This window comes from Ramlibacter cellulosilyticus (genome assembly GCF_014297465.1).
Taxonomy (GTDB): Bacteria; Pseudomonadota; Gammaproteobacteria; order Burkholderiales; family Burkholderiaceae_C; genus Ramlibacter; species Ramlibacter cellulosilyticus.
Genome location: NZ_JACORT010000007.1, coordinates 86,210 through 109,684 on the forward strand (window position 1 = coordinate 86,210; position 23,475 = coordinate 109,684).

General features: G+C 69.3%; 21 protein-coding genes. 10 read left to right on the forward strand and 11 right to left on the reverse strand.

Features of this window, described 5'->3' with window-relative positions; translation table 11 throughout:
* Positions 1–42: 42 nt before the first annotated feature.
* The gene (locus tag H8N03_RS16515; protein WP_187077302.1) at positions 43–2,499 is read left to right on the forward strand and encodes a penicillin-binding protein 1A; all 2,457 of its coding nucleotides are present in this window, start codon (positions 43–45) and stop codon (positions 2,497–2,499) included.
* Here the strand turns inward: H8N03_RS16515 and cyaY are convergent.
* The gene (gene cyaY / locus H8N03_RS16520) at positions 2,489–2,818 is read right to left on the reverse strand and encodes an iron donor protein CyaY (protein WP_187077303.1); all 330 of its coding nucleotides are present in this window, start codon (positions 2,816–2,818) and stop codon (positions 2,489–2,491) included. The two genes, H8N03_RS16515 and cyaY, sit on opposite strands and share 11 nt — an antisense overlap.
* Before the next feature lie 12 nt (positions 2,819–2,830).
* On the opposite strand from cyaY, the gene lptM reads away from it, so the two are divergent.
* Together lptM and lysA are read left to right on the forward strand one after the other, a co-directional pair.
* Entirely contained in the window at positions 2,831–3,079 is a 249-nt protein-coding gene (gene lptM / locus H8N03_RS16525; RefSeq protein WP_187077304.1) for an LPS translocon maturation chaperone LptM, read from the forward strand.
* Positions 3,079–4,356 carry a diaminopimelate decarboxylase gene (gene lysA, locus H8N03_RS16530; RefSeq protein WP_187077305.1) on the forward strand — a complete coding sequence of 426 codons (1,278 nt, stop codon included), beginning with the start codon at positions 3,079–3,081 and terminating at the stop codon, positions 4,354–4,356. The genes lptM and lysA overlap by 1 nt, the downstream gene beginning before the upstream one ends.
* A 159-nt stretch (positions 4,357–4,515) precedes the next feature.
* On the opposite strand, the gene msrQ is transcribed toward lysA, so the two are convergent.
* Entirely contained in the window at positions 4,516–5,154 is a 639-nt protein-coding gene (gene msrQ / locus H8N03_RS16535) for a protein-methionine-sulfoxide reductase heme-binding subunit MsrQ (RefSeq protein WP_187077306.1), read from the reverse strand.
* Positions 5,155–5,359: 205 nt separating this feature from the next.
* Here msrQ and H8N03_RS16540 point away from each other — a divergent pair, with 205 nt between their 5' ends.
* Positions 5,360–5,782 carry a hypothetical protein gene (locus tag H8N03_RS16540; RefSeq protein ID WP_187077307.1) on the forward strand — a complete coding sequence of 141 codons (423 nt, stop codon included), beginning with the start codon at positions 5,360–5,362 and terminating at the stop codon, positions 5,780–5,782.
* Here the strand turns inward: H8N03_RS16540 and msrP are convergent.
* The 4 genes from msrP to H8N03_RS16560 all read right to left on the reverse strand — a co-directional run bounded on the left by msrP (position 5,766) and on the right by H8N03_RS16560 (position 11,008).
* Positions 5,766–6,764: a protein-methionine-sulfoxide reductase catalytic subunit MsrP gene (msrP, locus tag H8N03_RS16545; RefSeq protein ID WP_187077308.1), complete on the reverse strand. Its 999-nt coding sequence runs from the start codon at positions 6,762–6,764 to the stop codon at positions 5,766–5,768. The genes H8N03_RS16540 and msrP overlap by 17 nt on opposite strands.
* 66 nt (positions 6,765–6,830) lie before the next feature.
* Entirely contained in the window at positions 6,831–8,156 is a 1,326-nt protein-coding gene (gene ccsB, locus H8N03_RS16550) for a c-type cytochrome biogenesis protein CcsB (RefSeq protein WP_187077309.1), read from the reverse strand.
* Entirely contained in the window at positions 8,153–10,264 is a 2,112-nt protein-coding gene (locus tag H8N03_RS16555; protein ID WP_187077310.1) for a cytochrome c biogenesis protein ResB, read from the reverse strand. The genes ccsB and H8N03_RS16555 overlap by 4 nt, the downstream gene beginning before the upstream one ends.
* Before the next feature lie 93 nt (positions 10,265–10,357).
* The gene (locus H8N03_RS16560; protein WP_255428267.1) at positions 10,358–11,008 is read right to left on the reverse strand and encodes a c-type cytochrome; all 651 of its coding nucleotides are present in this window, start codon (positions 11,006–11,008) and stop codon (positions 10,358–10,360) included.
* Between the two features lie 202 nt (positions 11,009–11,210).
* On the opposite strand from H8N03_RS16560, the gene yihA reads away from it, so the two are divergent.
* On the forward strand, positions 11,211–11,870 hold the full coding sequence (gene yihA, locus H8N03_RS16565) for a ribosome biogenesis GTP-binding protein YihA/YsxC (RefSeq protein ID WP_255428256.1): 660 nt from the start codon (positions 11,211–11,213) through the stop codon (positions 11,868–11,870).
* Positions 11,867–12,763 carry an alpha/beta fold hydrolase gene (locus tag H8N03_RS16570; protein ID WP_187077313.1) on the forward strand — a complete coding sequence of 299 codons (897 nt, stop codon included), beginning with the start codon at positions 11,867–11,869 and terminating at the stop codon, positions 12,761–12,763. The genes yihA and H8N03_RS16570 overlap by 4 nt, the downstream gene beginning before the upstream one ends.
* 386 nt (positions 12,764–13,149) lie before the next feature.
* Here the strand turns inward: H8N03_RS16570 and H8N03_RS16575 are convergent, their stop codons facing one another.
* Positions 13,150–14,016 (reverse strand): LpxL/LpxP family acyltransferase, encoded by an 867-nt coding sequence (locus H8N03_RS16575; RefSeq protein WP_187077314.1) that lies wholly within the window; start codon positions 14,014–14,016, stop codon positions 13,150–13,152.
* Positions 14,013–14,837, reverse strand: a complete 825-nt coding sequence (locus tag H8N03_RS16580; protein ID WP_187077315.1) for a lysophospholipid acyltransferase family protein — start codon at positions 14,835–14,837, stop codon at positions 14,013–14,015. Before H8N03_RS16580 ends, H8N03_RS16575 begins: the two co-directional genes overlap by 4 nt.
* Before the next feature lie 136 nt (positions 14,838–14,973).
* On the opposite strand from H8N03_RS16580, the gene metK reads away from it, so the two are divergent.
* Entirely contained in the window at positions 14,974–16,155 is a 1,182-nt protein-coding gene (gene metK, locus H8N03_RS16585; RefSeq protein ID WP_187077316.1) for a methionine adenosyltransferase, read from the forward strand.
* Between the two features lie 752 nt (positions 16,156–16,907).
* On the opposite strand, the gene H8N03_RS16590 is transcribed toward metK, so the two are convergent.
* On the reverse strand, positions 16,908–17,756 hold the full coding sequence (locus H8N03_RS16590; RefSeq protein WP_187077317.1) for a hypothetical protein: 849 nt from the start codon (positions 17,754–17,756) through the stop codon (positions 16,908–16,910).
* Positions 17,753–18,241 (reverse strand): hypothetical protein, encoded by a 489-nt coding sequence (locus tag H8N03_RS16595; RefSeq protein ID WP_187077318.1) that lies wholly within the window; start codon positions 18,239–18,241, stop codon positions 17,753–17,755. The genes H8N03_RS16590 and H8N03_RS16595 overlap by 4 nt, the downstream gene beginning before the upstream one ends.
* A 223-nt stretch (positions 18,242–18,464) precedes the next feature.
* Here H8N03_RS16595 and H8N03_RS16600 point away from each other — a divergent pair, with 223 nt between their 5' ends.
* Both H8N03_RS16600 and ligD read left to right on the forward strand, forming a co-directional pair.
* Positions 18,465–19,493, forward strand: coding sequence for a ferritin-like domain-containing protein (locus tag H8N03_RS16600; RefSeq protein WP_187077319.1), 1,029 nt, complete (start codon positions 18,465–18,467; stop codon positions 19,491–19,493).
* Between the two features lie 47 nt (positions 19,494–19,540).
* Entirely contained in the window at positions 19,541–22,123 is a 2,583-nt protein-coding gene (gene ligD / locus H8N03_RS16605) for a DNA ligase D (RefSeq protein ID WP_187077320.1), read from the forward strand.
* On the opposite strand, the gene H8N03_RS16610 is transcribed toward ligD, so the two are convergent.
* Positions 22,120–22,776: a hypothetical protein gene (locus H8N03_RS16610; RefSeq protein WP_187077321.1), complete on the reverse strand. Its 657-nt coding sequence runs from the start codon at positions 22,774–22,776 to the stop codon at positions 22,120–22,122. The two genes, ligD and H8N03_RS16610, sit on opposite strands and share 4 nt — an antisense overlap.
* Before the next feature lie 104 nt (positions 22,777–22,880).
* On the opposite strand from H8N03_RS16610, the gene H8N03_RS16615 reads away from it, so the two are divergent.
* On the forward strand, positions 22,881–23,450 hold the full coding sequence (locus tag H8N03_RS16615; RefSeq protein ID WP_187077322.1) for a lipid-binding SYLF domain-containing protein: 570 nt from the start codon (positions 22,881–22,883) through the stop codon (positions 23,448–23,450).
* Positions 23,451–23,475: the final 25 nt, after the last annotated feature.

Genomic DNA, 23,475 nt, shown 5'->3' on the forward strand with positions numbered 1-23,475 from the left:
CTAGATAATGGGCGCGCACCACGGGACGCCCGTTGGAGTTTTATGGCTTCCGATCCTTCTTCCGAAGCGCCCGCCCCCGCGCCCCGGCCGGCCTGGCAGCGTTTCATCCTCAAGTTCTTCGCCTGGACTTTCGGCCTCGCCTTCGCCCTCGTCCTCGCGGGTGTCACGGTGGCCGGCGTCGCCCTCGCGGTGGCCTACCCGAACCTGCCGGACATCAGCGAGCTCGCCGACTACCGGCCCAAGCTGCCGCTGCGCGTCTTCAGCGCCGACGGCCAGCTCCTGGGCGAGTTCGGGGAGGAAAGGCGCAACCTGACGCCGATCGCGGAGATCCCCGCGGTCATGAAGAACGCGGTGCTCGCGATCGAGGACGCGCGCTTCTATTCGCACAGCGGCGTCGACTACAAGGGCCTGATGCGCGCCGGCATCGCCAACCTGGGTCGCGCCAAGAGCCAGGGCGCCTCGACGATCACGATGCAGGTGGCGCGCAACGTCTACCTGTCGTCCGAGAAGACCTTCACGCGCAAGCTGTACGAGGTGCTCCTCACCTTCAAGCTGGAACACCTGCTGACGAAGGACCAGATCCTCGAGATCTACATGAACCAGATCTTCCTGGGCAACCGCGCCTACGGCTTCGCGGCGGCCTGCGAGACCTACTTCGGCAAGCCCCTGAAGGACATCACGATCGCCGAGGCCGCCATGCTGGCCGGCCTGCCCAAGGCGCCATCGGCCTTCAACCCGGTCACCAACCCCTCCCGCGCCCGTTCCCGGCAGCTTTACATCATCGAACGGATGGAGGAGAACGGTTTCATCACCGCCGAGGAAGCGGACGCCGCCAAGAAGCAGGAGCTGCGCGTCCGTACCGGCCTGCAGACCTCCGCGGTGCGCGCCGAGTACATCGCCGAGACCGTGCGCCAGCTGGTCTTCTCGCAGTACGGCGACGAAGCCTACACGCGCGGCCTGAACGTCTACACCACGGTGAAGGCCAACGAGCAGGAAGCGGCGTACAAGGCCCTGCGCAAGGGCATCATGGACTACGAGAAGCGCCAGATCTACCGCGGCCCGGAACGCTTCGTCGACCTGCCCAGCGACCCGAAGGAGCTGGACGACGCGATCGACGACGCGCTGGCCGAACACCCGGACAACGGCGACGTGATGGCCGCCGTGGTGCTGGAAGTCAATCCCAAGAAGATCGTGGCCGTGCGCGGCAACGGCGACCGCTTCGAGATCGTCGGCGCCGGCCTGGAAGCCGCGCGCTCCGGGCTTTCCGAGAAGGCGCAGCCCAAGATCAAGATCCGCCGCGGCGCGATCATCCGCGTGATGAAGACGCCCAAGGACACCTGGGAGATCACGCAGATCCCCGAGGTGGAAGGCGCCTTCGTCGCGCTCGACCCGCGCGACGGCTCCATCCACGCCATGGTGGGCGGCTTCGACTTCAACAAGAACAAGTTCAACCACGTCACGCAGGCGTGGCGGCAGCCGGGTTCCGGCTTCAAGCCCTTCATCTACTCCGCGGCGCTGGAAAAGGGCTTCTCGCCTTCGACCATCGTCAACGACAGCCCCCTCTTCTTCGACGCCGGCGTCACCGGCGGCCAGCCCTGGGAGCCCAAGAACTACGACGGCAAGTTCGAAGGCCCGATGCCGCTGCACACGGCGCTCGCCAAGTCCAAGAACATGGTGTCGATCCGCGTGCTGCAGGCCGTCGGCACGCAGAACGCGCAGGACTGGGTGACGCGCTTCGGCTTCGATGCCGACAAGCACCCGCCCTACCTGACCATGGCGCTGGGCGCCGGCTCCGTCACGCCGATGCAGATGGCGCTGGGGTACGCGGTGTTCGCCAACGGCGGCTACCGCATCAACCCCTGGCTGATCACGCGCATCACCGACCAGAAGGGCAAGCCGCTGGTGGAGAGCCAGCCGCCGCTGCTGAACGAGTCGGTGCGCGCCATCGATGCGCGCAATGCCTTCGTGATGGACCGCCTGCTGCAGGAAGTGGCGCGCTCCGGTACCGCGGCGCGCTCGCAGCGCGACCTGAAGCGCCCGGACCTGTACGGCAAGACCGGCACCACCAACGATTCCATCGACACCTGGTTCAACGGCTTCCACCCGACGCTCGTGGCGATCGTCTGGATGGGCTACGACCAGCCGCGCTCGCTCGGCGACCGCGAAACCGGCGGCGGCCTGAGCCTGCCGGTGTGGATCAACTTCATGGAGACCGCGCTCAAGGGCGTGCCCGTGATGGAACCGGCCGCGCCCGAAGGCCTGGTGAACGTCGGCGGCGAGTGGTTCTACGAGGAATACGCGCGCGGCAACGGCGTGGCGAGCCTCGGGCTGAACGGCGGCGACGCGCCTGCGCGCGCACCAGCTCCGGGCGGCTCCTCCGGCGAGCAGGCCCCGGGCCTGCCGGGCGACCGCGCGATGCAGAACTCCGGCGGCATGCCGCCGGTGGCCCCGGCGCCCGCCGACGAGCGCCGCAGCATCCTGGACCTGTTCAGGAACTGAAGGCGAGGGTCGTGCCGGCCTGCTCGCTCGCGTAGCGGGTGAGGTCGGCGAAGAACTCGCTGCCCTGCTTCGTGTCGCGCCAGGCGGCGCCGTCCCACTTGTAGTGGAAGCCGCCGGACTTCGCCGCCAGCCACACTTCCTGCAGCGGCTTCTGCAGGTTCACGATGATCTGGCTGCGGTCGGCGAAGGTCAGCGTGACCATGCCGCCGACCCGCTGGTTGTCGACGTCCGCGTCCGTGTCTTCGTTGATGCGGTCGCAGCTCGCCTCGACGCTGGCGAGCAGGGCTTCGGCGCGATCGAGGTACTCGAGGTCGGTCATTACAATTTCCACATGCTTCTCCCGATTCTAGTCAGCGCCCGCGGGCGCCGCGTCCTCGCCGCCGGCGTGCTGGCCCTGCTGGCCGCCTGCGGCCAGAAAGGCCCCTTGTTCCTGCCGACCGGCGACGCCGCGGCGGGCCGCGCGACCCTGCCGGAGACGCTGAGCCCCACCAACCGCACGGGTTCGGGGACCGCCATCGTGCCGTCCACCGCCGCGTCCAGCCTCCCGCCCACGGGCATCGTCAACCCGGTGCGCAACTGATGGCCGCCCCTCTCCTCCCCGGCGCGCCGCAGCTGCAGTACCGCGGCGACGCCCTGTTCCTCGAAGACGTGCCGCTCGCCGAGCTGGCGCGCGAGCACGGCACGCCCCTGTTCGCGTATTCGAAGGCTTCGATGCTGGCGGCGCTGGCCGCGTACCAGCGCGGCTTCGCCGGCCGCAAGGCCAAGGTGCACTACGCGCTGAAGGCCAACTCGTCGCTGGCGATCCTGCAGGTCTTCGCTCGCGCGGGCTGCGGCTTCGACATCGTCTCGGGCGGCGAGCTCGAGCGCGTGCTGGCTGCCGGTGCCCAGGGCGCCGACATCATCTTCTCGGGCGTGGGCAAGACCCGCCGCGAGATGAAGCGCGCGCTGGAAGCGGGCATCCACTGCTTCAACGTGGAAAGCGAGCCGGAGCTCGAGGTGCTGAGCGCGGTGGCCGCGGACATGGGCCTGAAGGCGCCGGTGAGCCTGCGCGTGAACCCGGACGTCAACCCGCTCACGCACCCGTACATCTCCACGGGGCTCAAGGGCAGCAAGTTCGGCATCGCGCACAAGGACGCCTTGCGCGCCTACCAGCGCGCCGCGGCGTTGCCCGGCCTGCGCGTGGTGGGCATCGACTGCCACATCGGCTCGCAGATCACGCAGGTCTCGCCCTACCTCGACGCGCTCGACCGCATGCTGGACCTCGTCGACACGATCGAGGCCGCCGGCATCCCCATCGCGCACATCGACCTCGGCGGCGGCCTGGGCATCACCTACAACGCGGAGCAGCCGCCCGCGGCCGATGCGCTGTGGCAGCGCCTGCTCGCGCGCCTCGACGCGCGCGGCTACGGCGACCGCCAGCTGATGATCGAGCCCGGGCGCTCGCTGGTGGGCAACGCCGGCGTGTGCCTCACGGAAGTGCTGTACCTCAAGCCGGGCGAGCAGAAGAACTTCTGCATCATCGACGCGGCGATGAACGACCTGCCGCGTCCGGCGATGTACGAAGCCTTCCACCAGATCGTGCCGCTGCAGGCGTCGGGTGGGAAGCCGGTCACGTACGACGTCGTGGGCCCCGTGTGCGAAAGCGGCGACTGGATCGGCCGCGACCGCAAGCTCGCCGTGCAGCCGGGAGACACGCTCGCCGTGCTGTCGGCGGGTGCCTATTGCATGAGCATGGCCAGCAACTACAACACGCGGGGGCGTGCGACGGAGGTGCTGGTCGACGGGTCCACCGTGCACGTGATCCGCGAGCGGGAAGACGTCGCGGACCAGTTGCGCAAGGAAAAGCTGCTGCCGTAGAAGCGCCCTTCGGTGGGGTTCACTTCGTTCACCTTCCGCGGCGTTCGCCGCGCCACCCTACAAGGGTTCATTCCGTTCACGACCACCCACGCGGCGCGGCGCCTCTTCGTAGGGTGGCGGCGCGCGAGCGCCGGAAGGTGAGCGAAGCGAACCCCACCGTCACCGCGAAGCGGTGGACCGCACCGCCCCCACGGACATCCGCCGCGAACGATTCCACACCCTCCACCCCAGCAACACGCCGAGGATCGCCGCATACACGGCGACCTCGGCGAAGTTGTTCTTGGCCGAGCGCATCCAGAAGAAGTGCAGGATGCCCAGCCCCGCGATCGCGTAGACGAGGCGGTGCAGCGCCTGCCAGCGCTTGGCTCCCAGCGCCTTCACCGCCCGGTTGAACGAGGTGGCCGCCAGCGGCGTGAGCAGCACGAAGGCGGCGAAGCCCACCAGGATGAAGGGCCGCTTGGCGATGTCCTTCGCCATCTCCGACAGGTCCAGTCCCTGGTCGAACCACGCCCAGGTGATGAAGTGCAGCACCACGTAGAAGTAGGTGAAGAGCCCCAGCATCCGGCGCAAGCGCGCCAGCGTGGGCAGGTTCGCGACCACCCGCACCGGCGTCACGGCGAGCGTGAGGCAGAGGAAGCGCAGCGTCCAGTCGCCGGTGGAGCGCGTGAGGTATTCGGCCGGATTGGCGCCGAGCCGGTCCGCGAACGCGCCGTACACCAGCCAGGCGAAAGGCAGCAGCGAGAGCACGAAGACCGCCGGCTTGGCGGCGGGATGCAGCAGCGCGCGGGCAAGGGTCATCTTCACATCATAGGTACGCGCAAGAAGGCGCGCCGGATGCGGTTCGCCGCGGGGCGGCACGCGCGGCGGCCGTGCGCTTTCTCACGCAACGGCCGAGCCATTGGGAGGAGAAGCGAGCTTTCGTATTCATCGTCCTTACGCCTCGTCACTCCCGTAATGCCGCTGAGACGGTTGTCAGGGATGAGCTGTGATCCACTCGCCCGCCATGATCAACGGCACCGGCTGGATGTGGCTCCTGGGGGCGGTCGCATTGGCGGCCCTCGTGGGCTGGTTCGCCAACTGGCTGCAGCGCTCGGCGAAGCGACGCGCGCGGCGGGCGTACTACGAACAGGCCGGGAAGGACTCGCCGGTGCAGCCGCTCACGAGCGCGCCGGTGCCCCTCTCGGGCGGCATCACCCCGGAACACGCGGCGGCCATCCGGGCGCACGCGGAGCGCCGCGCGGAGCGGGACTGGAACGCCGCGCCCGCGGAGGTGCGCTACCCCTACGACAACGGCACGCCGGAGTACGTCCTCTGGTACGCGACCTACCACCTGCGCATGGGGGAGCTCGCGGAGGAAGCCGAAGCGGAAGCCGCCCGCGAGCGCAAGGACGACGTGCCGCCCAGCAGCCCTAGTAGTTCTTCTTGAGGTCCATCCCGGCGTACAGCTGGCCGACCTGCTGCTCGTAGCCGTTGAACATCAGCGTCTTGCGCTTCTTCGCGAACAGGCCGTCCTCGCCGATGCGGCGCTCGGTGGCCTGCGACCAGCGCGGGTGGTCCACGTTCGGGTTCACGTTGGAATAGAAGCCGTACTCCTGCGCCGCCGCCTTGTTCCAGGCGGTGTGCGGCATCTGCTCGCTGAAGCGGATCTTCACGATGCTCTTGGCGCTCTTGAAGCCGTACTTCCAGGGCACCACGATGCGCACCGGCGCGCCGTTCTGGTTGGGGAGCACCTCGCCGTACATGCCGAAGGTGAGCAGCGTGAGCGGATGCATGGCTTCGTCCATGCGCAGGCCTTCGGCATACGGCCAATCCAGCACGCGCGAACCGACGAAGGGCATGGTCTTGGGATCGGCCAGCGTCAGGAACTCGACGAACTTCGCGCTGCCCAGCGGCTCCGCCTTCTCGATCAGCTTCGCGAGCGGGTAGCCCACCCACGGGATCACCATCGACCAGCCCTCGACGCAGCGCAGGCGGTAGATGCGCTCCTCCATGGGCGCGAGCTTCATCAGGTCCTCGATCGCGAACTTGCCCGGCTTCTTCACCAGGCCTTCGACCTCGACGACCCAGGGGCGCGTCTTCAGGGTGTGCGCGTTCTCCGCCGGGTCCGACTTGTCGGTGCCGAACTCGTAGAAGTTGTTGTAGCTCGCCGCATCCTTGTACTCGGTGAGCTTCTCCATGGTCACCGCGCCCGGCACGGTGGAGCGCACGGCCTGGAGCGCCGCGAGCTTGCCGGGACGCTGTACCTGCTGCGCGAGCGCCTCGCGCTGCGCCCACGTCGCCAGGGCCGCGCCGGCGGCGCCGGTGGCCATCCACTTCAGCAGCGTGCGGCGGTCCTCGTGGACGGCACGGGGCGTGATCTCGCTGGGAACGCCGTGGTCGTGGCCGTCGCGGCCGGTTCGGATCAGCATGCAGTCTCCTTCAAGTAGCCTTGCCTCCCCAGATACGCAGCGAAAGGCGTTCCGGTTGCAGCCGCGTCAGAGTTCGCCGTAGCTGTGCAGGCCGGACAGGAACATGTTCACGCCCAGGAAGGCGAAGGTGGTGACCGCCAGCCCGACCAGCGCCCACCAGGCCGAGACGGTGCCGCGCAAGCCCTTCATCAGCCGCATGTGCAGCCAAGCTGCGTAGTTCAGCCAGACGATCAGCGCCCAGGTCTCCTTGGGGTCCCAGCTCCAGTAGCCGCCCCAGGCCTCCGCCGCCCACAGCGCGCCGAGCACGGTGGCGATGGTGAAGAAGGCGAAGCCGACGGCGATGGACTTGTACATGACGTCGTCCAGCACTTCGAGGTTGGGGAGGCGCTCCGCGATGCGGCGGCGCCCGAACAGGATCCCGCCCACGATCAGCGAGGCGACGCCGAAGTACATGAACCAGTAGTTCGCGCTGCCTTCCACGTTGCGGCGGAAGACCATCGGCAGGACCGTGAGCCCGACGCCCAGCACGAACAGCGGCGCGAGCTTCACCCAGCGCGTCTCGCCGGCCTGCTGCTTCACCAGGTAGGCGAAGGCGACCATGGCGGCGAGCGCGAAGGTGCCGTAGCCGATGAAGTTGGCGGGCACGTGCAGCTTCATCCACCAGCTCTTGAGGGCGGGCACCAGCGGCTGGATCTCGTGCGCCTCGCGGGCGAAGGAGTACCAGAGCAGGAAGCCGACCGCGGCGCTCACCACGAGCATCACGAAGGCGCCGACCGCGCGGGTGCCGTACTGCTGCTCGAAGTACAGGTAGAACGCGGTCGTCATCCAGCAGAAGAGGACGAACACCTCGTAGAGGTTGCTCACCGGGATGTGGCCGATGTCCGGCCCGAGCAGGTAGCTCTCGTACCAGCGCACCATGGTGCCGATCAGCGCCATGCCGACCGCCACCCAGGCGAGGCGGGAGGCGATGCCCTCCATCGCGGGGCCCTGCGCGCGCGAGAACATGCCGATCCAGTAGAAGACGGTGCTCATGACCATCAGCACCGCCATCCACAGGATGGCCGACTGGCTGGAGAGGAAGTACTTGAGCCAGAAGACGCTCTCGGCGCGCGCGAGTTCGCCCTGGTAGGAGGCGACGGCGAGCAGCGAGGCGCCGGCCACGACCAGCATCAGCGCGCGCAGCGGCTTCCAGAACCATCCGAGCCAGATGGCCGACGGCATCGCCGCGAGCAGGATGCCCTTCTCGTAGACATCCATGTAGCTCTGGTAGCGCGCGAAGGCGTAGAGGCCGCCGGCCACCACGACCACCGCGAACAGCCAGTCGAACCAGTTGCGGCGCGAGAAGAAGCCTTCTTCCAGCGAGAGGGTGGTGGTCGTCGTGGCGGTGTTCATCGCTTGTCTCCCAAGAGGCCGTCGCGGAGCCGATCGAACTCGCGGTCCACGTCCAGCAGCTTCCGGTTGCTCGAAAGCGCCATGCGCGCCTGCGAACCGGCTCCTTCGGGGGCGAGCCACACCCAGAGGCGGCGCTCCCGAACATACAGCATGGCAAAAACACCCAGGATCAGCAAGGTACACCCCAGGTAGACGACGTAGCGGCCAGGGGAACGCGTGACCTGGAACACGCTGGCCTGCACCTGCTTGAAGTCCTTGAGCTCGAAGGCCATGGGCGCCGGGTAGGCGAAGGCGTCGCTCAGGGCCAGCACCGACTGCGTGAGGAAGGCCTGCGTGCGCTCGTCGCGCTGCAGGGGCGCCAGGCCTGCCTGCTGGCGGCTCAGTTGGGCGAGCTCCAGGAGGGCGCCGTTGAGGATGCGCACCAGCACCTCGCCGGCGCGCGGGCGCTCGGCCTCGGGCACGTTGGCGTCGATGAACTCGGACACGGCCTGCAGGCCGCCGGGGGCCCTGCCGGGCGCCGCCTCGGCCCCGGCGAAGAGCGCGAGCGCACGCGAGGTGGACGCGAACAGCTGCTGGGAGAGCTCCGGCTTCGCCGGGTCCGTCGCCTCCGCGGCGTACTTGCGCACGGCCTTCTCGCGCAGCACCGGGTCCGACAGCGCGGCGCGCAGGCGCAGGAAGCCGTCCATGCCGCCGGCCTCGTCGGTGGGCACGCGCATGTAGCGGAAGTTCTCGGCCGGCGTCTCGCGCATGCCCATGAGGAACACCGGCACGCCCTCGCCCAGGTCGACGGGCAGCATGTAGTTGTGGAACTCGCGGGCCTGGCCGGCCGCGTCGCGCAGCTTGTACGTGATGCTCGGGCCCACGTTGCGCAGGTTCTTCTTGTCCTTGGTCTTGTTCGCCGCGCCCAGGCGCGCATCGAGCGAGGCACCGAGGTCGACCTTGCGCACGTCGGCGCCGCTTCCGGAGTTGCCCGCCAGGTTCTCGACGTTCATCACGCGCAGGCCCGTGTACTCCAGCGTCATCTTCTGCGCGTCGGAGCCGTTGCCGCGCGTGAGCTCCGTGGAGCCGCCGATGGTGCCTTGCACCTCGAACGCGCGGCCGCTGCCGTCCAGGGGCACCGCCTTCAGCGTGACGCTGGAGCCGCCGTCGTCGAAGCTGGACTGGTAGATCTCCACGCCGCGGTGCGACACCGGGTGGTTCACTTCCACGCGCGCCGGGATGGCCTCGCCGGTCTCGCGGTCGTGGATCACGATGTCGCTCGCGAACAGCTTGGGCATGCCGGTCGAATAGTGCTCCACCACGAACTTCTTGAGCTCGATGGAGAACGGCAGCTCCTGCAGCAGGATGCCGTCGGACTGGCTCAGGATCGCCGTGGACGACTGCGTGCCTTCGGCCACGAGCAGGTTGCCCCGGTAGGTGGGGTTGTTGGTGGCCAGCCGGTGCTGCTCCGGCACCTGCGAGATCATGCCGCCGCCCTTGTACGGCTGCTTGCCGCCCCACAGCATCTGCGCGCGCACGATCAGGTCGCCATCGAGCAGGCCGCCGAGGCAGACGAGCACGATCGCGCTGTGCGCGCAGATGTAGCCGATCTTGTTCAGGCCGCCCGCGCGCGCCGCGACCATCCAGCCGTTGCTGCGCTGCTGCAGCTTGACCTTCCAGCCGGCCTTCGCGAGCGCGGTGCCGATGCGCTGCGCCTCCGCCTCCGGCGCCTGGACCAGCGCGCCCTCGGCGCGGTGGTGGAAGGCGAGCAGCGAGTTCTCCCGGATGTTCTCCTTCACCGTGCGCAGGTCCGCCAGGATCTTGGGCGTGTTGCGCGCGATGCACAGCGAGGTGCTCACCACCAGGAAGGCCAGGATCAGCAGGAACCACCAGGCGCTGTAGACCGTGTTCAGGCGGATGGCCATGAACAGCTCCGCCCAGAACGGCCCGAACTGGTTGACGTAGTTGGTGAAGGGCTCGTGCTGCTTCAGCACGGTGCCGATCACGGACGCGATGCAGATCACCGTCAGCAGGGCGATCGCGAAGCGCATCGAGGAGAGGAGCTCGACGAGCCCGCGCACCCGGCTGGGGGCACTGGCGGCAGGCGGGTCGGCGGTGATGGTGCTCATGTCGTCCGAAAGAAAAAAGGCGGGCGCTCGCAAGAGCAGCCCGCCCGTACTTGGTGCCTCTAGTGGACTATTAGTTCAACAGTCGGACTTGATTCAGCGCAAGCCGGCGATGTAATCCGCCACGGCGCGGATTTCGCGGTCGTTCATCTTGGCGGCGATCTGCGCCATCTGCGGGCTGTTCTTGCGGATGCCGTCGCGGAAGGCGACGAGCTGGCTGGCGGTGTAGTCGGCGTGCTGGCCCGACAGGCGCGGGTACTGCGCGGGGATGCCGGCGCCGTTGGGGCTGTGGCAGCCGGCGCAGGCGGGCAGCTGGCGGTTCTGCGCGCCGCCGCGGTAGATCTTCTCGCCCAGGCTCACCAGTTCCTTGTCCTTCGCGAAGCCCGGCTTGGACTGCTGCGTGGCCAGGTAGGCGCCGATGTTCTTCATGTCCTGGTCGCTCAGCTGCGCGGCGAAGCCCTGCATGATGGGGTTCGGGCGCTTGCCGGACTTGAACTCCTGCAGCTGCTTGACGATGTAGTCGGGGTGCTGCTGCGCCAGCTTGGGGTTGGCGGGCGTGCCGGAGTTGCCGCCCACGCCGTGGCAGGCCACGCACACCGCGGCGAAACGCGTGTCGCCGGCGGCGGGGTCCGCCTTGGCCGCGGCAGCGGTCGCCTCCACCGCGTTCGGCGCAGCGGGCGCCGGCGTGGCAGCCGCCGGGCCGGGGGCCGGCACGGCGCTGGACGCCTGCGGCGGGGCCACCGTCAGCCCGGACGCGCCGGGAGCGGCGGCGCTGGCGGCGGAAGCCGGGGCGCTGGCGGCGGGCTGTTGGGCCCAGGTCTGGAGCGCGAACGCGGCCACGAGGGCGGCCAGCAGCAGGGAAGCAGGCGTCTTGATCACGTTTCTTTGTTTCTGGGGCGCAAAACCGGGGGATTCTACAATGCCGCCTCCCCCTCTCCTCCCGCCCCCCATGAGCACTTCCCCCGCGGCGCAGCAGGCTGTTGCCTGGCTGCACACCGCCCGCTTCCTCACCACGGCGCCGAGGCTGGAGCACCTCCCCGACCTGGAGGTCCCCGAGATCGCCTTCGTCGGCCGCTCGAACGCCGGCAAATCCACCTGCATCAACACGCTGACGCAGCAGAAGCGCCTGGCCTTCGCGTCCAAGACGCCGGGGCGCACGCAGGCGATCAACCTGTTCTCCCTGGGCAAGCAGGGCATCACCGATGCCGTGCTGGCCGACCTGCCCGGCTACGGCTACGCCGCCGTGCCCAAGGCGGACAAGATCCGCTGGCAGCAGGTCATGGCCAACTACCTCGTCACGCGCGAGAACCTCACCGGCGTGGTGATGCTGGTCGACCCGCGCCACGGCCTCACCGAACTCGACGACATCCTGCTGGAAGTGATCCGCCCCCGCGTCGAGCAGGGGCTGAAGTTCCTCGTGCTGCTGACGAAGGCCGACAAGCTCAACCGGTCCGAGCAGAACAAGGCCCTGTCCATCGCGCGACTGCAGGCGGGCGGCGGCGAGGTGAAACTGTTCTCCGCCCCCAAGCGGCAGGGCGTGGAGGAAGCATCGCTCCTCCTGTGGCAGTGGACCCATCCCGAACCGGAACCGGAGCCCGACCCATCATGACGATCGAGACCTGGCAGCAGGCGCTTCCCCACGGCATCACCCTCAGTTGCCGCGCCGCAGGGGAGCGCGGCCGCCCGGTCCTGCTGTTCCTGCACGGCTTCCCGGAAGCCGCGTTCATCTGGGACGAACTGCTGGAACACTTCGCGCAGCCCGCCAACGGCGGCTACCGCTGCGTGGCGCCCAATCTCCGCGGCTACGAGCAATCGTCGCAGCCGGCGGACGTTTCCCTCTACCGCCCGAAGCACCTGGTGCAGGACATCGCGGCGCTCGCGGAGGTCGAAGCCGGCGGCGCCCCGCTCGCCTGCCTGGTCGCGCACGACTGGGGCGGCGCCGTCGCCTGGAACTTCGCCAACCAGCTGCCGCAGCGCACGCGCAGGCTGGCCATCATCAACTCGCCGCATCCGGGCACCTTCCTGCGCGCGCTGCAGGCGAGCCCCGCGCAGCGCGAGGCCAGTGCGTACATGAACTTCCTGGTGCGGCCGGACGCGGAGCAGCTGCTGCGCGAGGACGGGTACCGGCGGCTGCTGGCGTTCTTCACGCACTGGGGTCCGGCGCCTTGGCTCACCGAGGACCTGAAGGCGCGCTACCGCGCCGTATGGGACGCGAGCCTGACCGGCGGCCTGAACTGGTACCGCGCCTCGCCGCTGCGCCCGCCGCGCGACGGCGACCCGGGCGCGTCGGCGATCACCTTGCCGCGGGAGATGCTCACGATCTCCGTTCCCACGCTGGTGCTGTGGGGCATGCAGGACACGGCGCTGCTGCCGGAGCTGGTGGAGGGGCTGGAGGAGTACATCCCGGAGCTGACGCTGGAGAAGGTGGATGAGGCGTCGCACTGGATCGTGCATGAGAAGCCGGGGCTGGTGATGGAAAGGCTGGGGGCGTTCCTGCGCTGATCTGCTGGGGTGCGCTTCGCGCAACGCAGCCTACGTCCGGGAGCGCCGCAGGCCCGGGATCTTGCTGGGGTGCGCTTCGCGCAACCCAGCCTACGTCCGGGAGCGCCGCGGGCCTGGGATCTTGCTGGGGTGCGCTTCGCGCAACCCAGCCTACGTCCCGGGAGCGCTGCGGGCCGCGGATCTTGCTGGGGTGCGCTCCGCGCAACCCAGCCTACGTCCCGGGAGCGCCGCGGGCCCGGGATCTTGCTGGGGTGCGCTTCGCGCAACCCAGCCTACCTCGCCGGGAGCGCCGCGGGCCTGTAGGCTGGGTTGCGCGAAGCGCACCCCAGCGCCGCGGGCCTGTAGGCTGGGTTGCGCGAAGCGCACCCCAGCGATTTCGCACACCTTCAGTAAACCCCCGGCTCCCCGGGAGGCCTGGTCTTGAACCGCTTGTGCACCCAGTAATACTGCGACGGCATCCCATCGATCCACCCCTGCAGCCGCTCGTTCATCAACGCCGTGTCCGCCACCACGTCCCGCGTCGGATACCCCTTCCACGACTCCAGCACCCGCACCTCGTAACCCCCCGGGGTCAGCCGCGTGATCAGCGGCACGACCTTGGCCTTGCCCAGGCGGGCGAAGCGCGACAGCGACGGGATGGTCGCCGCGGGCACGCCGTAGAACGGCACGAAGATCGAATCCTCCGCGCCGAAGTTCATGTCCGGCAGCAGGTACAGCACGCCGCCCTCGCGCAGCGCCGCGATGATGTCGCGCACGCCTTCGGACCGGCTCATCGGCCGCGCGTCGCCGAAGCGGAAGCGCCCCTTCAGCACCCAGGCATCGATCACCGGGTCGCTCTGCCGCGTGTAGATGCCCACGAAGCGCCGCGGCAGCTGCTGCGACACCGTGGTGACGCCCGCATCCAGCCCCACGAAGTGCGGACAGAACAGGATCGTCGGGTCCTGCCCGGCCAGCTCCTCCACCGCGCCCGTCAGCACCAGCCGGCGCCGGACCACGTCCGGGTGGCCGTGCCACAGCCACGCGCGATCGAACCAGGCCTGCGCCACGTGCACGAAGACCTCGCGGGCCACCTGCTTGCGCTGCGCCTCGCTCCATTGGGGGAAGCACAGCCGGAGGTTCACGTCGACGACCTTGCGGCGCGACGCGACCAGCACGTACAGCAGCAGGCCGACGGCGTGGCCGAACGCGCGGATCCAGGCCAGCGGCAGCGGCGCGATCGCGCGCATGAAGAGGATGCCCAGGCGGCTGATCATGCGGCGAGCTCCTCGCGCGGCTGCTTGTAGCGCGCGTAGCCCCACAGGTACTGCTGCGGGCCGGCGCGCACGAGGCGCTCCATCGCGGCGTTGACTTCGCGCGCGGACTGCACCGGGTCGTCCCCGAGCTCGCCCTCCCAGGGCTGCAGATGCACCGTGTAGCCCCGCCCGTGCGGCAGCCGCTCGCCCCAGGCGAGCAGCACCGCCGCCCCGGTCTGCCGCGCCAGGCGCGCGGGCAGCGTCATCGTGTACGCGTCCTGGCCGAAGAAAGGCGCCCAGACACCCAGCCCTTGCGGCGGCACCTGGTCCGGCAGCAGCCCCACGGCCTCGCCCGCCTTGAGCGCGCGCAGCATCTGGCGCACGCCGGCCAGCGTCGTCGGCGCGGCCTCCATGTTGGGCCGCACGCGCGACGTGGCGACCAGGTCGCGCAGCCACGCCTTGCGCGCGGGGCGGTACAGCACGGTGATGCGGCCGAAGCGCGCGGCATAGGCCTGCGCGGTCACCTCGAAACACCCCAGGTGTGGCGTCAGGAACACGATGCCGCGCTGCTGTGCACGCAGCCGCTCGATCAGCTCCGCGCCGTCCCAGTGCACGGCGGCGGGCGCGCCGAACCACAGGCGCGGCGTCTCCATCACCAGCTTGCCCGCCTCCGCCACCGCGCGGCGCACCTGCGCGAAGCGGTAGCCCGCCTGCCGCACGTTGGCGAGGAACCGGCGGCGGTAGGTGGGCGACAGCAGGAAGGCCAGCCAGCCGACCCCCGTGCCGGCAAGGTGCAACAGCGGCAAGGGCCATCCGGAAAGCAGTTGGAAGAGGCGTTTCACGCGCGTTAGAATTTGGGGGTCGCCGAGTTACGGAACTACTTGCAGGGCGACGTTAAAGAATTCTGCTAAAGCGTTCGCCCAGAGCTCCGGCAAAAGGCAACGCGCCTTTCGCAGTCAAACCAACGGAGTGTATTCAATGGCGAACGATTTCCTCTTCACGTCCGAATCCGTTTCGGAAGGCCATCCCGACAAGCTCGCGGACCAGGTCTCCGACGCGATCCTCGACGCGATCTTCCAGCAGGACCCGCGCAGCCGCGTGGCCGCCGAGACCCTGGCCAACACCGGCCTCGTGGTCCTGGCCGGCGAGATCACGACCAACGCCCACGTCGACTACATCCAGGTCGCGCGCGACACCATCAAGCGCATCGGCTACGACAACACCGAATACGGCATCGACTACAAGGGCTGCGCCGTGCTGGTGGCGTACGACAAGCAGTCGAACGACATCGCCCAGGGCGTGGACCACGCCTCCGACGACCACCTGAACACCGGCGCCGGCGACCAGGGCCTGATGTTCGGCTACGCCTGCGACGAGACGCCGGTGCTGATGCCCGCGCCGATCTACTACGCGCACCGCCTCGTGGAGCGCCAGGCGCAGCTGCGCAAGGACGGCCGCCTGCCCTTCCTGCGCCCGGACGCCAAGTCCCAGGTCACGATGCGCTACGTCGACGGCAAGCCGCACAGCATCGACACGGTGGTGCTGTCCTCGCAGCACGCGCCGGAGATGAGCGACGGCAAGCACATGAAGCCGGCCTTCGTCGAGGCGGTGATCGAGGAGATCATCAAGCCGGTGCTCCCCAAGGAGTGGCTGAAGGACACGAAGTACCTGATCAACCCCACCGGCCGCTTCGTCATCGGCGGCCCGCAGGGTGACTGCGGCCTGACCGGCCGCAAGATCATCGTCGACACCTACGGCGGCGCCTGCCCGCACGGCGGCGGCGCCTTCTCCGGCAAGGACCCGTCCAAGGTCGACCGCTCGGCCGCCTACGCCGCGCGCTACGTCGCCAAGAACATCGTGGCCGCCGGCCTGGCGCGCCAGTGCCAGATCCAGGTGGCGTACGCGATCGGCGTGGCCAAGCCCATGAACGTGACCGTCTACACCGAAGGCACGGGCGTGATCCCCGACGACCAGATCGCCTCGCTGGTGCACGACCACTTCGACCTGCGTCCGAAGGGCATCATCCAGATGCTGGACCTGCTGCGACCCATCTACTCCAAGACCGCCGCCTACGGCCACTTCGGCCGCGAGGAGCCGGAGTTCACGTGGGAGCGGACGGACAAGGCTGCCGCGCTGCGTGCAGCGGCTGGTTTGAAGTAATTCCGCCTTTCGTCATTCCCGCGAAGGCGGGAACCAGGGCTTACGAGCGCCGCGCATGCGGCGCTTTTTCTTTGGCCGCGTCATCGCGCCCGGTGGTCCGGCCGCGGACGGGGCGGCCCGCCTGGGGAAATGTCCCCCGCCGCGGGCTGAAGCCCGCGTCTCCTCCTTTACTTTCCCCAGACGGGCCGCCCCGTCCACGGCCTGCGCCGTGCGTATGCGCGGATGCTGGGGTGCGCTTCGCGCAACCCAGCCTACAGGGCTCCGGCACTCCGCATCCCCCCTCTCCGTCATCCCCGCGAAGGCGGGGATCCAGGGCTCCAGAAAGAAAGGCGCGAAGCGCCTTCCCAATGCGACGCCGGCGGTGGGCGTCGCCCCAGGCGGTGCGCGGTGTCGTCCCGCAGTCAGGGGCGGCGCCTGGAAAGCTGCTTGTGGCGCCGCCGCACGGCCCGGAGAGCGAAGCGCCGGGACGTGCGCCGGTCTGACTCGCGAGACTGATTGAGTCTTCAGTTGCACGCGCGCGTGCAACTGAAGGCGAGTTGTCGAGCGTGCGGCGCCGCGAGCAGCTTTCCAGGGACTCCGGCGCGCGAAGCCGCCGGACGCCGCACCGCGGGACGGCACCGCGCACCGCCTGGGGCGACGGGGGCGCTGCGCCAAAAGCAGGAACGGGCGCAACGCGCCCGTTCAAAGATGGAAGCCCTGGGTCCCCGCCTTCGCGGGGATGACGGAGAGGGGAGCGGGAATGACGAACAGGCCTACTGCGCCGACGCCGTCGTCTGCCGCTCGTAGTCCGCCCGCTTCATGCTCACGTACGTCCCGCGGTCCATCTCGTGCAGCTGGCGCGGATAACGCTCCGTCGCGCTGAACCACTGGTTGATGCGCTTGTCGACGCGTGACGCAGCCGGTGCATCCATCGTGTCGAGATACGAGTCGATCGCCAGGTAGTAGCGCATCGCGTTGCGCTCCACCGCGCCGCGCAGGCCGTCGCTGGTGAAGCCTGCCTTGTTGGCGCCCGCGGTGGACAGGTAGGCCTGCATCGCGAACTTGCCGATGCCGCCGTAGCCGTAGGCGTAGTTCATGTGCATGAAGGTCTTGCCGTTCTCCAGCGGGACCGCCTCCACGTTCACGCGATAGTCGCGCGTGCCGAAGGGGCCCTGCCCCGCGTTGAGGCGCGTGGACAGGTAGTCGCTGCTGGCCGCGCCGGGGCTGAAGGCGAAGCTGATCGGATAGGTCTGGTCGATCGGCGAGTTCCACTTGCGGCCGATGCGCACCGTGAGGCTGTTGCCGCTCGCGCGGCAACCCTTGGTGTTGAACGGCAGCAGCATGATGTCGCACCAGGCGTTCGGGTCCTGCAGTGCGTCCTTCACCTGCTCGAACGGGTGGTCCAGCACCGCGTACACGTCGCCGCGCAGCGTGTTGCTGCCCTCGGCGGAGTCGATGTACAGCTGGCGGCCGTACGAGTTGTTCTGCAGCTGCGGCTTCAGCTCGGTGTAGCGGCCCTGCAGGGCGCCCGCGTCCGCATAGGCGGCGACGGAGCCCAGCGCGAGCACGCAGGCGGTGCCCACGCCCGTGATCCAGCGGGCGATCGGAGAGATGCGCTTCATGCGTGTTTCCTGTGGGGGTCGGCTTCCTCGACGTGCGAAGCCTCGGTGGGTTCGGCGGCGGTCCCGGTGGTCTCCGACTCTTCTTCCAGGAAGGCCTGGACGTCGAGCTGGATGCCGCCCATGAACAGCGAATGCGGCGCCACCTCGTACAGGTAGCGGCCGCGCGGATGCAGCACCAGCCGCAGGCGCAGCTTCGGGTCCGCCACGCCTTCCCACGCCCGGATCAGCCGGGTGCGCACCAGGTTGTCCGGGCACTGCAGCGACTTGAGCTTGTGGTAGTTGGAGGAGAGGTCCACCGCGTCCAGGTACCAGGGCGACTGCTTGTTGCGCGCCAGCAGGTTCGCGGACAGGTCGATCTCCAGCGTGAGCAGGTTCTCGTCGACGACCTCGAGCACGAGGTTGCGACCGAGCAGGCCGCCATTGGCCTCCCCGTACTTGTACGTGAGGTGGAGGTGGGATGGCGTTTTGCGCAGCGAATATTTCATGGGCATCACCCGTTGGGCACAGCCTGAAGCAGTGCCCGCGGCCGATGTGTAGGACGGCGTTGCGAGTGGCTGTGCGTGCGCTCAGCCACGGCCGCACGCGCGCGCCACGCACGACGTTTCCTACAGGCGATGCCGGGGTTTGGCGCACGTGCCGGCTGGGCCAGCGTCCCAAGATGAGAGGCAACCTTTCCTTCATTCCCCGCAGACAAAAGGAGCGAACACCATGGCTGAAGAACGCGAAGACCGCGACCTGAACCGCGACCTGAACCGCGACCCGATCACCGACGAACCCGGTGCGCACCCGATCGGCACCGGCGTGGGCGCCGCAGGCGGCGCGGTCGCCGGCGCGGCGGCGGGCTCGGTGGCCGGCCCCGTGGGCGCGGCCGTGGGCGGCGTCGTCGGTGCGGTGGTCGGCGGGCTCGCCGGCAAGGCCGCCGGCGAAGCCGTGAACCCCACCGCCGAAGAAGCCTTCTGGCGCGAGAACTACAGCAAGGAGCCGTACTACGAGAGCGGCCGCAGCTTCGACGACTACAGCCCCGCGTACCGCCTGGGCCTGTCCGGCCGCGAGCGCTACCAGGACGAGCAGTGGACGGCCGTCGAGCCCCGCCTTGCCGGCGAATGGGAGAGCACCCGCGGCAACTCCACGCTGAACTGGGACCGTGCCCGTCCCGCGTCGCAGGCTGCGTGGTCCCGCGTCGACGAGCAGTACCGCGGCTCCGGCAGCGGCATGTCGGGCGCGGCCGCCGGCACCGGCGCGGCCGGCGCGGTGGGCGCCATGCAGCAGTCCGGCAACAACGACGGCGACCGCGGCGACGTGATCGACGTGCTGAAGGACCTGGTCGAGTGCTGCAAGGACGGCGAGTACGGCTTCCGCGAGTGCGCCGAGCAGGCGAAGCGCGAGGACCTGAAGTCCACCTTCCTGCAGCGGGCCGACGACTGCCGCCGCGGCGCGCAGGAACTCAACGACTGCCTGCGCCAGTACGGCGCGAAGACCGAGGACGGCGGCAGCGCCATGGGCGCCATGCACCGCGGCTGGGTGTCGATCAAGTCCAAGCTGACCACCTACGACGACAAGGCGGTGCTGGAAGAAGCGGAGCGCGGCGAGGACAACGCCAAGGCGCGCTACATGAAGGCGCTGCAGAAGAACCTGCCGTCGGACGTGCGCCAGGTGGTGGAGCGCCAGTACCAGGGCGTGCAGCGCAACCACGACCAGGTGAAGATGCTGCGCGACCAGTTCCGCGCCGCCAGCTGACGGAGTACAAGGAAGGGGCCGCGGCCCCTTCCTCTTTTGCGAGACCCATGGCAGACAAGAGCGCCCTCAAGACCTATCGCGACAAACGCAACTTCGACGCGACGCCGGAACCGGCGGAAGGCGGCGAAGCGAACGAGAGCGCCCGCAGCTTCGTGATCCAGAAGCACTGGGCGACGCGGCTGCACTACGACTTCCGGCTGGAGCTGGAAGGCACGATGAAGAGCTGGGCGGTCCCGAAAGGTCCCAGCTTCGACCCGAACGACAAGCGCATGGCGATGCCCACCGAGGACCATCCCATCGCATACAACAAGTTCGAAGGCACCATCCCGCCCGGCAACTACGGCGCGGGCAAGGTGATCATCTGGGACAAGGGCACCTGGATCCCGCTGGAAGATCCGCACAAGGGGTACCGCGACGGCAAGCTCAAGTTCGAGCTGCGCGGGCACAAGATGCACGGCCACTGGACGCTCGTGCGCATGAAAGGCCGCGGCGACCGCGGCAAGGACCCGTGGCTCCTGATCAAGGAGCGCGACGACTTCGCGCGGCCCGCCGCGGAATTCAGCGTCGTCGACGAGATGCCGGACTCGGTGCAATCGCTCGCGGATCGCCCCCCTTCCCGCCATCCCCGCGCCGGCGGGGACCCACCGCCGAAGGCGGCTCCGGCCCGTGACGGCCCGCCCGAAGGCGCGCGCAAGGCCAAGCTCCCCGACACCCTCCAGCCCGAACTCGCCGTCCTCGTCGACGAGCCGCCGGAACACCCGGAAGACTGGGTCTTCGAGATCAAGTTCGACGGCTATCGCATGCTCGCACGCGCCGAGGGCGGCGAGGTGCAGCTCGTCACGCGCAACGGCAACGACTGGACGCCGCGCCTGCCCGGCCTCGTGAAGGCCTTGCGCAGCATGGAGCTGCCCGACGGCTGGTACGACGGCGAGATCATCATGCCCGGCAAGGACACGCCGGCGGACTTCCAGGCGCTGCAAGGCGCGTTCGACAGCAAGCGCACCGAGCAGATCGTCTATTACCTGTTCGACCTGCCCTTCTGCGCCGGCCACGACCTGCGCGACGTGCCGCTCACCGAGCGCCGCGCCGTGCTGCAGCGCATCTGCGAACGCAAGCCCCACCCCAACGTGCGCTTCAGCGCCGTGTTCGACGTGGCGCCGCAGGACATGCTCGATTCCGCCTGCCGCCTCGGGCTCGAAGGCGTCATTGCCAAGCGGCGCGACTCCGCCTATGTCGGCCGGCGCTCCAGCGACTGGATCAAGCTCAAGTGCAAGCTGCGGCAGGAGTTCGTGATCGGCGGCTGGACCGATCCCAAGGGCTCGCGCACCGGCATCGGCTCGCTGCTGCTCGGCGTGCACGGCGACGACGGCAAGCTGCGCTACGCGGGCAACGTCGGCACCGGCTTCAACGAGGAGGCCCTGCGCGACCTGCGCAAGCGGCTCGACGCCCTCGCCGCCTCGCGCAAGCCCTTCGAGGCCGGCACGGGCCTGCCGCGCGACGCGCACTGGGTACGGCCCGACCTGGTCTGCGAAGTGTCCTTCGGCGAATGGACGCGCGACGGCAAGATCCGCCACTCGGTCTTCCACGGGCTGCGCAGCGACAAGCCCGCGGCGGCAGTGGGCGAAGAGCCGGTGCTCCACGAGCCGCCGCCGGACCAGCCGGCGGCCAGGCCGAAGCGCGCGGCGAAGAAGGCTGCGGCGCCTGCACCGGCGCCGGCGGCTGCGCCGGCCGCCGCGACGCCCTTGCCGTCCACGCTGCGCATCAGCAACCCCGACCGCGTCGTCGATCCGCAGAGCAAGATCACGAAGGTGGAGCTGGTGCGCTACTACGCGCTGGTGGCGCCGCTGATGATGCCGCACCTCGAAGACCGCCCCATTGCCATGGTGCGCGCGCCCGACGGTATCGAAGGCCAGCTCTTCTTCCAGAAGCACCTGGACCGCTACAAGATGGCCGGCGTCGAGCCGCTCGCGCCCGAGATCTTTCCGGGCCACCCGCCCATGGTGAAGATGGCGAGTGCCGAAGGCCTGCTCTCGGCCGCGCAGATGAACGTGATCGAGATCCACACGTGGAACGGCGTGGTGAAGACCATCGACAGGCCGGACCGCATGACCTTCGACATCGACCCGGGCGAAGGCGTCACCTGGGCGCAGATCCAGGAGGCGGCGACGCTCGTGCGCACCATGCTCGACGAGCTGCAGTTGCCCTGCTTCCTCAAGACCAGCGGCGGCAAGGGCCTGCACCTCGTCGTGCCGCTGAAGCCGCGCTTCGATTGGGACACGGTCAAGGACTTCTCGCAGGCGGTCGTGCAGCACCTGTCGCGCACGCTGCCCGACCGCTTCGTCGCCAAGAGCGGCGCGAAGAACCGCGTGGGCCGCATCTTCATCGACTACCTGCGCAACGGCTACGGTGCGACGACGGTCTGCGCGTGGTCGGCCCGCGCGCGCCCGGGGCTGGGGATCTCGGTACCCACGCGCTGGGATGAACTTCCCGCGCTCAAAGGTGGCGCCCACTGGACGGTGGGCACGGCGCACCAGCGGCTCGACCAGGGCAACGCGCCCTGGGACGACTACGAGAAGAGCCGCTGCACGCTGGACGACGCGATGAAGAAGCTCGGCTTCGAACCGCGCTAGAAGGCTGCGAAGCGCAGCACCACGGCGTCGCCCTGGCGCACGAGCTCCACGCCTTCGGCGCCGGCCAGCGCGGCGACGTCTTCCCAGGCGATCTGGCGGTAGTGCGCTTCGGCCGGGATGCCCTTGTCGCCCTGCGTCGGCCGCACGAGTACCGACAGGCGCACGCCGCCCTCTTCGGCCGCCGCGCCCAGCACCAGTTCCGCGGGCGCGGGGTGATGGTCGGTGCAGTGGAGCAGCGTCGCGGCGAGCAGTTGCCGGATCGCCGAGCGACGCACCTGCACGCGGACGTCGCCGACCTCGTTGCGCAGGGCGTAGCCGCGGAAGCTGAAGCTCGTGGCGAGCAGCGCGGCGCATTCGCGCACGGCGTCCGGCACGGAGACACCGACCGTGTCATCGGGGGCGAGCCAGCCGACCACGTCGATGCACGAGGCCAGCGCCGCCTTGGCGAAGCCGTTGATCTTGCCCGCGCTGTCCTGCAGGTGCGCGATGTCGGGCGTGGGCGCGCGGAGGCGCCGGTCCATGACCTCGTAGATCATCCCGATGGGCTGCAGGTTGACGACGAGGTGGTGGCGCATGGACGGCGCGAGGCGCCGCAGCAGGGCGTAGCGCGCGGCTTCCACTTGGGGCGAGTCGGGCGTGGGCGAGGTGGACATGGCGGACGGTTATAGCAGGGGGTGCGACCTAGGTCCAATGCCGGGCCGCCGGCGGCTGGGCCAAGCTTCGCGTACCGCGCGTCGCGCTGTCACCGGAGCACACCATGCGAACCCTCCACGGCCTGCTGGCGGCCGCCGCCCTCGTCCTGGCGACCTGCGGCGCGGGCTGGGCCCAGGACACGCCCGCCGGCCCCGAGGCCAAGGAAGCCGAACGCCAGGCCAGGCTGCAACTGGCCGACCAGGGGCTGCAGAAGCTCTACAAGATCCAGCCGGACGCGCGCGAAGCCGTGGAGAAGGCCGTGGGCTACGCCGTCTTCGAGGTCGACTCCATCTACGCCCTCGTCTTCGTCGGCCAGAAGGGCAAGGGCGTGCTGTTCGACAACGCGACGAAGAAGCCGACCTTCATGAACAGCTCGCGCGCGGGCACGGGGCCCGGCGTGGGCAAGCAGAAGGTCTACCAGGTCTTCGTCTTCAAGACCAAGGGCGCGCTGGAGCAGTTCGTGGCCGCGGGCAGCGCCGGGGCCGACGTGGGCGCCTCCGTCAGCACGGGCAAGGACGGCATGATGCGGTCCTTCAATCCCTCGATCGACATCTACCAGGTGCCGGAGTCCGGCATGGCGGTGCAGGCGAGCTGGGGCGGGACGGTGTACACGGTGGACGCGGCGTTGCAGTGATGCTGGGGTGCGCGGTCGGCCCGTT